This window comes from Kitasatospora sp. Ki12 (assembly GCF_054601375.1).
The window spans coordinates 70,426-84,070 of record NZ_BAAIHT010000003.1; the positions used below are offsets into that span (position 1 = coordinate 70,426).

Consider the following 13,645-nt stretch of genomic DNA (forward strand, 5'->3'; position numbering starts at 1 on the left):
GCGCCTAGTATGCTCCACTGAAGTTCTACAGCGGTGTAAAAGTTTAGCGACGGGCCCCGGCCGGATCGACTCCGGCCCCGGGCCGTGCGGACCCGCCGCCCCGCGGGGGGATCCGTGGCAACTGTGGAGGATGACGACGTGTCTGGCCGCAAGGGTTCCCCCGACGCCGAGATTTCACCGAACCGGACGGGCGGACGCCGGGCGGCAGGCCGAAAGGGCGCCCCCGGACCGGGCGAACAGAGTGGACAGGGCGAAGGCCGCATAGCGAACGACCGTCCGGCCGACAACCACCCGACCGGCGACCGCCCGTCGAGCCGGGCCAAGAAGAAGCCCAAACGCAGCACCAAGCAGAAGGTGCTCTGGGCGACGGCCGGCTGCACCGCGTTCCTGGTCCTCGCCGGCGGCGCCCTCTACTACCGCTTCGACAGCAACATCAGCACCTTCGACGGCGACGCCGTCAGCAAGGACCGTCCGGAGGCCGCGGCCCCGGACGCCCAGGGCCGGACCCCGGTCAACGTCCTGCTGATCGGCTCCGACAGCCGGGGCAACGGCAACAACGACCTGGGCGGCGGCGGGGACGGCGGCGCCCGCTCGGACACCGCGATCCTGCTGCACGTCTACGCCGACCACAAGCACGCCGTCGGCATCTCCGTACCCCGCGACACCCTGGTCTCCATCCCGCCGTGCAAGCTGCCCAACGGCACGTGGACCAAGGCGCAGAGCAACGTGATGTTCAACAGCGCCTTCTCGGTCGGCGACACCGAACAGGGCAACCCGGCCTGCACCCAGAACGCCGTCGAGAAGCTGACCAACCTGCGCGTGGACCACACCATCGTGGTGGACTTCAACGGCTTCGCCTCGATGACCAAGGCCGTCGGCGGCGTCGAGGTCTGCCTGCCGAACGACATCCACGAGGGGGACCTCAACCCCAACCTGGGCCGCAAGGGCAAGCTGCTCTTCGCCAAGGGCAAGCAGAAGGTGGAGGGCCAGGCCGCGCTCGACTACGTCCGGGTCCGCCACGGCATCGGCGACGGCTCCGACATCGGCCGCACCAAGCGCCAGCAGGCCTTCCTGTCCTCCCTCATCAAGGAGGTCAAGTCCCGCGGCATGGACCCGACCACCCTGCTGCCGCTCGCCGACGCGGCCACCAAGTCGCTGACCGTCGACCCCGGCCTCGGCTCGGCCGCCAAACTGCTCGACTTCGCCATGTCCCTCAAGAACGTGGACCTGCACGACGTCAAGTTCCTCACCGCCCCCTGGCGTTACGAGGGCCCGCGGGTCGCCCTGGTCCACCCCGACGTGGACCAGCTCTGGGCCGCGCTCAAGGCCGACCGCACCATCGACGGCCAGGACGCGAGCGCCCCCGCCGCCGGGGCCACGTCCACCCCGACCGCGACCCCGGACGCCAAGGCCCCGGAGACCAGGGCCCCCGACGCCAAGGCCCCCGACGCCAAGAACGCCGAGGTCAAGGTCGCCGTGCTCAACGGAACCGGCGAGAACGGGCTCGGCGGCAAGGCCGCGGAGGCCGTCAAGGGCGCCGGCTACACCGTCACCACCGTCGGCAACGCGGCCGGGAAGTCCCGCGGCAGCACCGTCGTCGAGTACGGCGCGGGCGAGCGCGGCTCCGCCGAGGCGGTCGCCAAGCTGTTCCCCGGGGCGACCGTCCAGCCCGGCGGACGCGGCGTCAGCGTCGTCCTGGGCCACGACTTCGCGGCCGCCAACCCGACGACCGCCGCCGCCCCGGCCGCCGGCGCCACCCCGGCCCCGCTGCCCACCAGCGTCAGCGGCACCGCCCGCTCGGCCGACGACGACCCCTGCGCCAACGTCTCGTATGGCTGAGCCACCGCCCGTCCCCCGGCGAAACGGCGGGGCGCCCCGGGACCGGTGGTCCGGGGGCGCCCCGCCGCCGTACGTGTCCGGGAGGGGTCAGCGTCTCGTCCCGCAGGACGGGCAGAACGCGGCGCCGTCCGGGACGTCCTGGTGACAGCCGGTGCACTGGACGGCCTGCGCCAGCCGGAACCCGCAGCCCGGGCAGAACGGCGTGCCGTGCGTCTCGGTGTGGCACTGCGGACAGACCAGCTGGCGCTGCGCGTTGACGTCGAACCCGGCGCCCGACTCCTGCCCGGCCTTGTAGGCGCGCTCGGTGACCGAGTCGTTGAGGCCGCGGTGCTGCGCCGCCACCGCCTCGGCCGCGGTGTCCGGGGCGCAGCTGAAGCAGAGGCCCTGCGCCGGGTTGAAGCAGCGGCCGCAGACGTAGTGGGTGCACCGGGCGCAACGGTTGAAGTGCGTCTGGGCGTTGGTGATCGCACGCTGGAAGGCGGCGTCCCGTGCGGTGCCCCAGGTGTGGCCGGCCAGGCCGTCGGCGGCGTTGCTGATGGTGCCGGCGCTGCCGCCGATGAGGTTCCAGGCCGCGCTGACGCCCTTGCCGATCCAACCGGCCACCTGGCCGGTGCGGAACGCCTCGAACGGCGAGCGCCAGGTGTCCGAGCAGCGGTAGCAGTAGAACTCGAACTGGAAGCCCGCGCCGGTGCCGTGCTGCTCGCACAGGTCGCGGTGGTTGCTGCTGAAGTAGATCTCCGAAGTCACGTCGTCCCCGGTCGCTGAGGTGGGATGTCGGCGGTCGCTCGCAGGGACGACGGGATTCGCCGAACGGTTCCGGCGAAAGATCCCGGTTCGCCGCTCAGAGCCCGGAGACCGGGAGCAGCAACACCCGCTCGGGGTCGAACCGTTCCCAGCACGCGGGCCGCCCGCTGCGGCCCACCCGCAGCCGGCACCAGGGCCGGCCGGCCGCGTCCTGCCACCAGCCGCTGATCCGGCCGAGTGCCCAGGTGCCGTCGCCGAGGTGCACCTCGACCGGCTGGTAGACCCACCGGACGTCGCGCTCCGCGGGGTCCGCCGGGGCGGTGGGGAGCGTTGGGACCACGGGAACCGTCGGGACCGCGTGAACCGATGGGGCCGTGGGAATCGATGGGACTGTGGGAATCGATGGGGCCGTGGGAACCATTGGGACCATGGTGACCGTCGGGTCCTTCTCCGGTGCCCCGGCACGCCGGGGACCGCACTGACTCTCCATCACGGCTCCGCCTCCCGACCCGGCCCGGGCCGCTCCGGCCACCCGGTGCGGGGTGACCGGAACGGCCGGGGGTGCAGCTCACCCATTGGACTCTACAGGCGTGTAGAGAACGGTGGGAGGGGTTCCACAGAAGCCGGTCGGGTCGATCCGCGAGACCGGCCCGGTACGACGTGTCGGTCAGCCCCGGTACGACGGCTCCGGCCGGCCCCGCTCTCCGGTCAGCCCCCGCACGACGGTGCCGGTCAGCCCCGGCCGTCCTTGCGGGCCGAGCGCCGACGCCGCCACAGCGCCACCGGCACGACCCCGGCCAGCGCCAGCGCCGCCGGGGCGGGCGGTGCCTCGGCCGGGGAGCCGGCGGCCCCGGACGGCACCTTGTCGAAGGTGTCCGGCACCGGCAGCGTGGACCAGTCCGACAGCGGCCAGGCCACCACGAACGCCCGGCCGACCACGTTGTCCACCGGCACGAAGCCGTCGCCGGTCTCGTTGTGGTGCCAGCGGGAGTCCCGCGAGTTGTTGCGGTGGTCGCCCATCACCCAGAGCTTGCCCTTGGGCACGGTGATGGTGCCGACCGGGTCGTTGTCGCAGGGCGTCGAGCCGGGGAACAGGTACGGCTCGTCCAGGGCGACGCCGTTCACCTTCACCGGACCGCCCGCCTCGCACTGCACGGTGTCCCCGCCGACCGCGATCACCCGCTTGATCAGGTCCTTCTCGTCCGCCGAGGGCATCAGGCCGACGGTGCTCAGCGCCTTCTGGACGGTGCCCATGAAGTCGTCGTCGGCCGCCACCGGCGTGCCCTCCAGCCAGCCGCCCGGATCCTTGAAGACCACCACCTCCCCGCGCTCCGGCTCGGCGCCGAACCACGGGGTGAGCTTGTCGACCAGCACCCGGTCACCGATCGCCAGGGTCTTCTCCATCGAACCGGAGGGGATGGAGAACGCCTGCACGAAGAAGGTCTTGATGCCGAGCGAGAGCAGCAGGGCGATCACCAGCAGGATCGGCAGCTCCTGCCAGAACGGGCGCTTCTTCCGAGGACGCTTCGCCTGCGCGTCCGACTCCCGCCCCGCACCCGGGACCGAACCCGAGGCAGAGGCCGAACCCGGGGCCCCGCCCGTACCCTCCGGCGGGACCGTACCCGTGGCCGTCACCGGTCCCGACGCCGCGGCCGGTCCCGTGCCGGTGGCCGCGCCCGCCCGGCCGCCGCCGGCCGCGCCGCGTTCCCCGGCTCCGTCGCTCTCGCCGGACTCCGCGCTCTGCTGCACACTCATGTTCTCGGCCCCTCCCGACGGCCCGACGGGAGTCTCGACGAAGACCCCCTGTCAGGAACGAACCTACCGAACAGAGGTTCCCGGCCGCGCCCTGACGTGCATGCGCTCGCCCTGCGGGCCGAACAGGCTCAGGAACTCCACCGGCTGCGGGCCGGCGTTGCCGAAGGCGTGCGGGGTCCGGGTGTCGAACTCGGCGGCCTCGCCGGCCGTCAGCACCAGGTCACGCGATCCGAGCACCAGCCGCAGCCGCCCGGACAGCACGTACAGCCACTCGTAGCCCTCGTGGACCTTCAACTCCGGCTCGGGCTCGGTGTTCCGGCCCGGCGGCACGATGTGCTTGAAGGCGTGCATCCCGCCGAGGTGGCGGGTGAGCGGGATGATCGTCTGGCCGTGCCTGGTCACCGGGCGCGGGTGGATCCGCGGGTCGCCGGTGGCCGGGGCGCCGACCAGCTCGTCCAGCGGCACCCGGTACTCCCGGGCCAGCGGCAGCAGCAGCTCCAGGGTCGGCTTGCGCTGCCCGGACTCCAGCCGGGACAGGGTGCTGAGCGAGATGCCCGTCGCGGCGGCCAGTTTGGCGAGCGTCGTGCCACGCTCCCGGCGCAGGGCCCGCAGCCGGGGGCCCACCGTGGTGAGGACGTTCTCGAACTCTTCGTCGGCCATGCCTGCCATTTGCCGCTACGGCAAGGGTGATTGTCAATCCGGCACCCGGGTGAGCCCCCGCCTGCGGGGACCTGAAGACGCCCCCGAGGACCGGCCGGCTACCGGTACTCGCGCAGCCGCGGCCGCACCCCGGCCGCGGTGAGGCCGAGCGCCACCGCCAGCGCGCCCGCCGCCAACGCCGCCGTGGTGCCGTCCAGATCGCCGTCGGTCGCGGCGACCGCCCGGTCCATCGCCGTGGCGTTGATCGCGATGGTGTCCCCGATCGCGTCGCCGAGCTGTTCGAAGTCGTAGTTGGACTGCCCCTTCGAGAGCCCGGTGTTGAGCGTGACCGCCTCCTTGAGCTTCCCCGCGCCGCGCAGCTCGCGGATCCTGCGGTCGGTCGTCTGGTACTGCTGGAAGGTGTCCAGCACGCGCTCGGCCGCCTCCTGCTCGCCTGCGAAGGTGACGTTGCGCAGCTCGCTGCCGAGGTAGCCGCCGAAGGGGACCGCCGCGTGGTCGGCGCCGTGCCGCCGGGCGGCGTCGGCCAGCCGGGCGTCGTAGTCCGCCAGGGTTGCGCCGTCGATGCGGGCGATCGCCTGGGTCTGCTCCAGGAAGGCCTGCTCGTACGCGACGGCGCGGGCCGGGTCGATCAGGTAGCGGCTCTCGTCGGCGTTCATGTCGTACGCGACGGCGCGGGCCCGGCTGAGCGCGATCACCGAGTCGTAGGCGTTGCGCTTGGCGGTGACCAGGTGGTCCTCGGCCCGGCCCACCAGGTTCAGTCCGGTCACCAGGACCGCGCCGGTGAGCAGCGTGACGGCGGCCAGCGCCGGGTTGACCACCCGGCGGTAGCGCACGGCGAGGAGGCGCTGGAGCCCGAACAGCACGACGAGGGCGAGCAGGCCGACGGCGAGCAGCCACCACCGGCCGCTGCCCAGGTCGTCGCGCTGCTGCTGGTAGACGCGTTCGACGGAGGCGTCGTTGGCGACGGTGACCTGGTCGGCGGCGGGCAGCAGTTGCTGGCGCAGCAGGTCGGTGGCCTGCCGGTAGGTCTCCAGCGCGGCCTGCGATGGCTGCCCGGCCGGGGACCCGGCCTGTTCCTCCAGCAGCTGCGCCCGGGCCACCAGGGCCTCGTAGCTGCCGAGCCGGCCGAGCACCAGCTGGACGGCGCGCTGTCCGGCCGGGTCGTCGGCCGCCGCCTGGGCGGCCTGCTGCAGGTCGTCGTCGGCCTGGGCGCGGCGTCGTTCGTAGGTGTCCAGGGTCTGCTCGCGCAGCGCGGTGTAGTCGGGATCCGCACCGACCAGCAGCAGGTTGGCGGCCTGGGCGTCCATGTCGCTGAGCGCGAAGTACAGGTCGGCGGCGCGGGTGGCCTGCGGGGCCGCCCGGTGGCCGATGGTGTCGGTGCCGTCGCGGGCCCCGACGAGCACGGCGGTGGCGGTGGCCCCGAGGCCGAGCAGGGCGGCCAGGCTCAGCGCGGTGAGGCCGCGCACCAGCCGCGGGGTGGTCCGGTGCGCCCGGCTGCCGAGCCTGCGGACTCCCCGCGCCAGGCGGGCCGACGGGCTCGGCGGGGCGGGTTCCGCCGTCTCCGGTGAGCCGTCATCCGTCGACGTGCTCGCCCTGTGCTCTGTGGAGGTCGCCATGACCGTACGTCCCTTTCCCCCGTGGCACGGTCCGCCGAGGCCCGGGACGCACCCGCCGACCCCGGACCGCAGAACCGTTTCTTCCGCCGCGCGACGCTAGCGCCGTACCCCCCACGGCGAGGCGCCCCTGACGCCTCCTTGACGCCACGGGGCACCGTTCTTGACGCGTCCCTAGCGCGGGCATCGCTCCACGGACCGGTCGCGGGGCGCGCCCGTACGTGCGCGTGCTCGGCACGGCGGTCCGGAGCGGGCGTCAACAGTGGTCGGGCGGACCGGTGTTCAGCCAGGTGGAGCGCCGTGAAGCGGTGACGGTGGTCCGCGCGCGCCACTACGCTACGTGTCATGACAACTTCGGAGAAGGCCCTGGGGCGGGGCACGGCTGTGGTGATCGGCGGCGGGCTGGCCGGGCTGGCGGCGGCGTGGGCGCTGCGAGGCCGCGCCGACCGGATCATCGTGGTGGAGCGGGACCATTACCCGGCGGAGGCGGTGTTCCGGGCCGGGGTGCCGCAGGGCCGGCACGCGCACCTGGTGCTGGAGGCCGGGCACCGGCTGCTGGAGGAGATGATGCCCGGGATCAAGCAGGAGCTGACGTCCGCGGGTGCGCGCCAGGTGGCCATCTCGGAGGTCAGGTGGCTCAGTTCCGCCGGGTGGATGGCCGAGTACGCGGCGGAGATGTCCTTCCTCTCCTGCACCCGGCCGGTGCTGGACAAGCTCGTCCTGGACCGGGTCCGCACCGCCCCCTCGATCGAGTTCCTGGAGAGCACCGACGTGGTCGGCCTGCTCGGGTCGGCCGGCGTGGTGCGCGGGGTCAAGGTGCGTGAGCGCGGCCCGGAGCGCGGCGAAGTGCGCGAGATCCCGGCCGAGTTGGTGGTCGACGCGGCGGGCCGCTCGACCTCGGTGCCGAAGTGGCTGGCGGAGCTGGGCTGCCGCCCGGCACCCGAGGAGCGGGTGGACGCGGGCGTCGCGTACTCCTCGCGCCTGTTCCACCGCCCGGCCGGCGTCGACCTCGGCGCCCAGGCGGTCTACCTGCAGACCAAGGCCCCGGACGCGCCGCGGATGGGCGTGCTGCTGCCGGTCGAGGGGGACCGCTGGATCGTCAGCCTCGCCGGGATGCGCGGCGCCGAGCCGGAACCCGGCGAGGAGGGGCTCACCAAGCACCTGGCCGGGCTGCGCGACCCGCTGCTCCGCGAGGCGCTGCGGGACGCCGAGCCGGCGGGCGAGGTGCGCGGCTTCCTCCCCGGCCCGGGCGTGCGGCGCCACTACGAGCGCGAGTGCCCGGACGGCCTGGTGGTGGTCGGCGACGCCGCGAGCACCTTCAACCCCGTGTACGGCCAGGGGGTCACCGTCGCCCTGTTCTGCGCCCGGGCGCTGCGCCGCACCACGCTGCGGCACGACGGCATCGGGCACGCCGCCGCCCGGGACGCGCGGCGCGCCATCGCGGCCGCGTCCAAGGACCCGTGGGTGATGTCCTGCGCCGAGGACGCCCGTTTCGCCACCACCACCGGCGCGCCGGCCGGGGCGCTGCTCACGCTCCAGCACCGCTTCCTGGACAAGGTGCTGGTCGGCGCCACCCGCAACCCGGTGGTCACGAAGGCGTTCCACGAGGTGCTGTCCCTGGTGGAGCCGCCCTCGCTGCTGTTCCGGCCGTCGGTGCTCGGCGCCGTCCTGCGCGGCTGATCCGAGCAGACCCGGCCCGACCTGGCCCGCCCCCGACCCCGGGCGACGGAGCGGGTGCACCCGTAATTCGTGTGCGCCCGCTCCGGCCGCCCGTTACCCTGGCCCCCATGTCCACGCTCCGAATCTCCTAGCTGACGGACCCGCCTCCACGCCACCCGTGTGTCCGCCAGTCGTTTCGGAGCGTTACCCCATGATCACCACCCTCGGTGTCGACGTGCGCGTCGGCGCCCGTCTGCTGCTGTCCGACGTCACCCTGCACATCGCCCCCGGCGACCGGATCGGCCTGGTCGGCCGCAACGGCGCCGGCAAGACCACCCTGCTCGCCACCCTCGCCGGACAGCTGGCGCCGGCCGCCGGTACGGTCACCCGGACCGGAGCGGTCGGCTACCTCCCGCAGGACTCCCGCGCCGCCGACCCGGCCGCCACCGTCACCGACCGCATCCTGTCCGCCCGCGGCCTGGACGCCGCCGTGCGCGCGCTGCGCGCCGCCGAGCAGACGATGGCCCTGGCCGGATCGGCGGCGGAGGAACGCCGGGCGATGGCCGCGTACGCGCGGGCCGAGGCCGGTTTCCAAGCCCGGGGCGGCTACGCCGCCGAGGCCGAGGCCGCCCGGGTCGCCGCCGGGCTCGGGCTGCCCGCCCGGGTCATGGACGCACCCGTCGGCACCCTCTCCGGCGGTCAGCGCCGCCGCGTCGAACTGGCCCGCATCCTGTTCGCCGACCACGGCACCCTGCTGCTGGACGAGCCCACCAACCACCTCGACGCCGACTCTGTCGCCTGGCTGCGCGGCTTCCTCTCCACCCACCGGGGCGGGCTGGTGCTGATCAGCCACGACCTCGGACTGCTGGCGGAGACCGTCAACCGGGTCTTCCATCTGGACCCGCAGCGCGCCGCGATCGACGTCCACAACACCGGCTGGCAGGCCTACCTCACCCAGCGGGCGGCCGACGAGCGCCGCCGCACCCGGGAGCGGGCCAACGCCGAACGCAAGGCCGCCTCGCTGCACGCCCAGGCCGACCGGATGCGGGCCAACGTCGCCACCGCGACCACCGCGACCACCGCCCGCAGCATGGCCCGCCGCGCCGACCGGATGCTCGCCGGGCTCGAACCCGTCCGGCAGGCCGAACGCACCGCCCGGATCCGGCTGCCCGAGCCCGCCTCCTGCGGCCGGATGCCGCTCGGCGCGGTCGACCTCGCCAAGTCCTACGGCGGCCGGCCGGTACTGGCCAGCCTCGACCTGGCCGTGGACCGGGGCAGCCGACTGGTCGTGCTCGGCCTCAACGGCGCCGGCAAGACCACCCTGCTGCGGATCCTGGCCGGGCACGAGACCCCGGACTCCGGCCGGGTCGTCCCCGGTCCGGGGCTGCGGCTCGGATACTTCGCCCAGGAGCACGACACCCTCGACCCGGCCCGCAGCGTCCGCGACAACCTCGCCCAGGCCGCGCCCGGCCTCGACGACGGCGAACTCCGGCACGTACTGGGCGCGTTCCTCTTCCGCGGCGACGACGCCGACAAGCCCGCCGGCGTCCTCTCCGGCGGCGAGAAGACCCGTCTCGCGCTGGCCGCCCTGGTCCACTCCGGAGCGAACGTCCTGCTGCTGGACGAGCCCACCAACAACCTGGACCCGGCCTCCCGCACCGAGGTCCTCGGCGCGGTCGGCACCTACCCGGGCGCGATCGTGATGGTCACCCACGACCCGGACGCCATCACGGCCCTCCGCCCGGACCGCGTCCTGCTCCTGCCGGACGGCGACGAGGACCTCTGGCACGACTCCTACCTGGACCTGGTCACCCAGGCGTAGGCGGCGGCCGCGGCTGCCCGTCCTTCACCGGGCCGGGCAGTCGCTCCGTCCGGCCACCGGGTTACCTCGTCCCGGTGTCCGCGGTCACGGTGTCGGCGCGCTGGGCGTCGAGGAACTCCTCGCGGATCTCCTTCGGCCCGAACGGCCAGGCGCCCTCGGCCTTCGACCAGACCAGGTAGGCGAGGCCGCCGAGGGCGACCCAGGCCAGCGACCACTCGATCGGGTGAACCCCCTCGTTGGCCTTGTCCGCGTAGCCGTAGATGACCAGCCAGCCGATCGCCGCGACGACGCTCGGCAGCGGGTAGAGCACCATCCGGTACGGGCGGGCGAGGCCGGGCTGCCGTCTGCGGAGCACCGTGACGGCCGCGATCTGGGCGAGCGCCTGGACGATCACCATGACGCTGGTCAGCAGGGCGATCAGGATGCTCAGCGGCGGGTGCTCGGCGGAGCTGCCGAGGTGCCGTGCGGCCAGGAACCCCGCGGCGGTGATGCCGCCCATGGCGACCAGGCCGAGGACCGGGAAGCCGTGCCGGGGGTGCAGCCTGGCGAAGGAGCGGAAGAACATCCCGTCGCGGGCGGCGTCGTACGGCACCCGGGAGCCGCCGAGCAGACCGGTGAAGACGGAGGCGAAGGCGGTGATCAGGATCAGCACCGTCACGGCGTCGGCCGCGCCCTTGCCCCAGGTCCGCTCCAGCACCGCGGAGGCGACCGACTTGGAGGCCACGTTCTCCGGGTCGAGCATGTCCCGCCAGTCGACCACGCCGAGCACACCGATCTGCATCAGCAGGTAGATGCCCATGATCGCGGTGATCGAGACGATGATGGCGCGCGGCATGACCCGGCCCGGGTTCCTGATCTCGGCGCCCAGGTAGGAGGCGGTGTTGTACCCGAGGTAGTCGTAGATGCCGATGGTCAGACCGGCGGCGAAGCCGATCCAGAACCGGCCGTGGGTGAGCTCGACGGCGTGGGCGGGCCAGCCGAAGGCCAGCGAGGGGTGGAAGTCGGTGAAGGAGGCGAGGATCACCGCACCGACCGAGACGATCATCACCACCCACATGCCGACCGTGATCGCGCCGACGGACTCGACCCGGCGCCACAGCAGCACCACCACCAGGGCGAGCACCGCGACGCCGACGACGTCCCCCTGGCCCGTCGTCATGTGCGGCCACAGGTAGGCCAGGTACTGCACCAGGCCCTGCACACCGGTGGACATGATCAGCGGGATGAAGAGCATCGCCGTCCAGACGAACAGGAACGGCATCAGCCGCCCGGTGCGGTACTGGAAGGCCTCCCGCAGGTAGACGTAGGTCCCGCCGGCCCCGGGCAGCGAGGCGCCGAGTTCGGCCCAGACCAGGCCGTCGACCAGGGCGAGCAGCGCGCCCGCGATCCAGCCGACGACGGCCTGCGGACCGCCGAACGCGGCGACCATCAGCGGGATCGTCACGAAGGGGCCGATGCCGCACATCTGGCTCATGTTGATCGCGGTGGCCTGGAAGAGGCCGATTCTCCGGGCGAGTCCTGAGGACACAGGTGGCTCCAGGGTGTGGGGGGGCGGAGCGAAGAGCTGCGGAGCGGAGCGGGGAGGAGCGGGGAGGACGGGAGATGGGGAGGACGGGAGATGGGGAGGACGGGAGATGGGGAGGACGGGAGATGGGGAGGACGGGAGATGGGGAGGACGGGAGATGGGAGGACGGGAGATGGGGAGGACGGGAGATGGGGAGGACGGGAGATGGGGAGGACGGGAGATGGGGAGGACGGGAGATGGGGAGGACGGGAGATGGGGAGGACGGGAGATGGGGAGCGGGGATCAAGTTAAGGAAGGTAACTTAATCCGTCAAGGGAGTGCGCAAGGTTCGCCGTCTCTCCGGTCCGGCCTCGGACCTGCGCCGGACAGGGCCTCCCTCGGCGCGTCCGGCCGTGTCGGCCCCGGTTCGGGCGAGGGCGTTGCGTACGGTCGACCGCACCGCCGCCGAACCGCGGCCGGCGGCCGGCGGCCGTACGCCATCCCCCCGAAGGAGACCGACAGCGGTGCAACGCAAGTGGTGGACGCTGATCGCGGTCTCGGTCGCGACGTTCATGCTGCTGCTCGACATCACGGTGGTCAATGTCGCCCTCCCGTCCATCCGCAAGGACCTGGGCGCGAGCTTCACCGACCTGCAGTGGGTGTTCGACGCCTACGCCCTCTCGCTGGCCGCCCTGGTGCTGACGGCCGGTTCGCTGGCCGACCGGCTCGGGCGCCGCCGGGCCTTCGCCGCGGGGCTGGTGATCTTCTCCGGCGCCTCGCTGCTCTGCGCACTGGCGCCGAGCCCGCTCTTCCTCAACGTCTCCCGCGCCGTGCAGGGGGTGGGCGGCGCGGTGATGTTCGCGGTCTCACTCGCCCTGGTCGCCCAGGAGTTCCCGCCCGGCCGCGAGCGCGGCACCGCGATGGGCATCTACGGGGCGACCATCGGGATGGCCGTCGCCGTAGGACCACTGATCGGCGGGGCGCTCACGGACTCGCTCGGCTGGGAGTGGATCTTCTACGTCAACGTGCCGATCGGGGCCGCCGCCCTGGCCGTCACCTACCTCAAGCTGGCGGAGAGCCGCGACCCGAACGCCACCCGGATCGACTGGGCCGGGGTCGCGGCCTTCAGCACCGGCCTGTTCCTGCTGGTGCTCGCCCTGGTACGGGGCAACACCGAGGGCTGGGGAAGCCCGCTGATCGTGGGGCTGTTCACCGCCGCCGCCGTCCTCCTGATCGTCTTCGTGCTGGTCGAACTCCGTGTCCCGGAGCCGATGCTGCCGCTCGGGCTGTTCCGCCTGCACGCGTTCACCGGTGTGCAGCTGGCCGCGTTCGCGGTCTCCAGCTCCCTGTTCGCGCTCTTCCTCTACCTGACCCTGTACCTGCAGAACTACCTCGGGCTCTCCCCGTTCGCGGCCGGCGTGCGGTACCTGCCGATCACGGTGCTGAGCTTCTTCGTGGCACCGGTGGCCGGGGCCCTGCTCTCCAGGGTGCCGGCGCGGCTGATGCTCTGCGTCGGCCTGATCGCCGTCGGCGCGGGCATGCTCCTGATGGGCGACGTCCAGCCCGGGGACACCTGGACCGGCCTGCTGGCCGGGTTCCTGGTCGGCGGCGCGGGCGTCGGCCTGATCAACCCGGTGATCGCCGACGTCGCGGTGAGCGTGGTGCCCAAGGAGAGGAGCGGCATGGCGGCGGGCATCAACGACACCTTCCGGCAGGTCGGCATCGCGGTCGGCATCGCCGTCTGGGGGGCGATCTTCGTCGGCCGGGGCGCCCACAAGGTCCGCGAATTGACGGCGGGCACGCCGATCGCGGAGGGGGCCCGACCGCGCGAGCTGATCGAGGCCGCCTCCTCCGGCAGCCTGCCGCAGGCACTCGCCGCACTCCCCGAGCCGGCCCGGGCGGCGGCCGAGGCGGCCGCCCGGGCCGGCTTCCTGGACGGCCTCAACATCGTGCTGCTGCTCGGCGGGGTGGTCAGTCTCGTGGGCGCCGCCCTCGCGCTCTGGCTGGTCCGGGAGAACCAGATCGACCGCCAGGAGGCCTGAGGCCGCG

10 protein-coding genes are annotated in these 13,645 nt (G+C 73.4%); 4 read left to right on the top strand and 6 right to left on the bottom strand.

The window, feature by feature from the left end:
- The first annotated feature begins 138 nt into the window (after positions 1–138).
- Positions 139–1,839 (top strand): LCP family protein, encoded by a 1,701-nt coding sequence (locus ACYP53_RS31115; RefSeq protein WP_459649895.1) that lies wholly within the window; start codon positions 139–141, stop codon positions 1,837–1,839.
- A gap of 87 nt (positions 1,840–1,926) precedes the next feature.
- On the opposite strand, the gene ACYP53_RS31120 is transcribed toward ACYP53_RS31115, so the two are convergent.
- From ACYP53_RS31120 to ACYP53_RS31140, 5 genes are all read right to left on the bottom strand, one after another.
- On the bottom strand, positions 1,927–2,586 hold the full coding sequence (locus ACYP53_RS31120) for a double zinc ribbon domain-containing protein (RefSeq protein WP_189926660.1): 660 nt from the start codon (positions 2,584–2,586) through the stop codon (positions 1,927–1,929).
- Between the two features lie 94 nt (positions 2,587–2,680).
- Positions 2,681–2,923 carry a hypothetical protein gene (locus ACYP53_RS31125; protein WP_459649896.1) on the bottom strand — a complete coding sequence of 81 codons (243 nt, stop codon included), beginning with the start codon at positions 2,921–2,923 and terminating at the stop codon, positions 2,681–2,683.
- Between the two features lie 392 nt (positions 2,924–3,315).
- Complete coding sequence (gene lepB, locus ACYP53_RS31130; RefSeq protein WP_459649897.1) at positions 3,316–4,338, bottom strand: signal peptidase I; 1,023 nt, start codon at positions 4,336–4,338, stop codon at positions 3,316–3,318.
- Positions 4,339–4,401: 63 nt separating this feature from the next.
- Complete coding sequence (locus ACYP53_RS31135) at positions 4,402–4,998, bottom strand: helix-turn-helix domain-containing protein (protein WP_189926672.1); 597 nt, start codon at positions 4,996–4,998, stop codon at positions 4,402–4,404.
- A 98-nt stretch (positions 4,999–5,096) separates the two neighbouring features.
- Positions 5,097–6,614, bottom strand: coding sequence for a hypothetical protein (locus ACYP53_RS31140; protein WP_459649898.1), 1,518 nt, complete (start codon positions 6,612–6,614; stop codon positions 5,097–5,099).
- Between the two features lie 342 nt (positions 6,615–6,956).
- On the opposite strand from ACYP53_RS31140, the gene ACYP53_RS31145 reads away from it, so the two are divergent.
- Complete coding sequence (locus ACYP53_RS31145) at positions 6,957–8,291, top strand: NAD(P)/FAD-dependent oxidoreductase (RefSeq protein ID WP_459649899.1); 1,335 nt, start codon at positions 6,957–6,959, stop codon at positions 8,289–8,291.
- Between the two features lie 190 nt (positions 8,292–8,481).
- A complete protein-coding gene (locus ACYP53_RS31150; protein WP_459649900.1) occupies positions 8,482–10,092 on the top strand; it encodes an ABC-F family ATP-binding cassette domain-containing protein in 1,611 nt (536 codons plus the stop codon).
- A 61-nt stretch (positions 10,093–10,153) separates the two neighbouring features.
- On the opposite strand, the gene ACYP53_RS31155 is transcribed toward ACYP53_RS31150, so the two are convergent.
- The gene (locus tag ACYP53_RS31155) at positions 10,154–11,620 is read right to left on the bottom strand and encodes an APC family permease (RefSeq protein ID WP_459649901.1); all 1,467 of its coding nucleotides are present in this window, start codon (positions 11,618–11,620) and stop codon (positions 10,154–10,156) included.
- A gap of 500 nt (positions 11,621–12,120) precedes the next feature.
- Between ACYP53_RS31155 and ACYP53_RS31160 the strand changes: the two genes are divergently transcribed.
- Positions 12,121–13,638: an MFS transporter gene (locus ACYP53_RS31160; protein ID WP_459649902.1), complete on the top strand. Its 1,518-nt coding sequence runs from the start codon at positions 12,121–12,123 to the stop codon at positions 13,636–13,638.
- Positions 13,639–13,645: the final 7 nt, after the last annotated feature.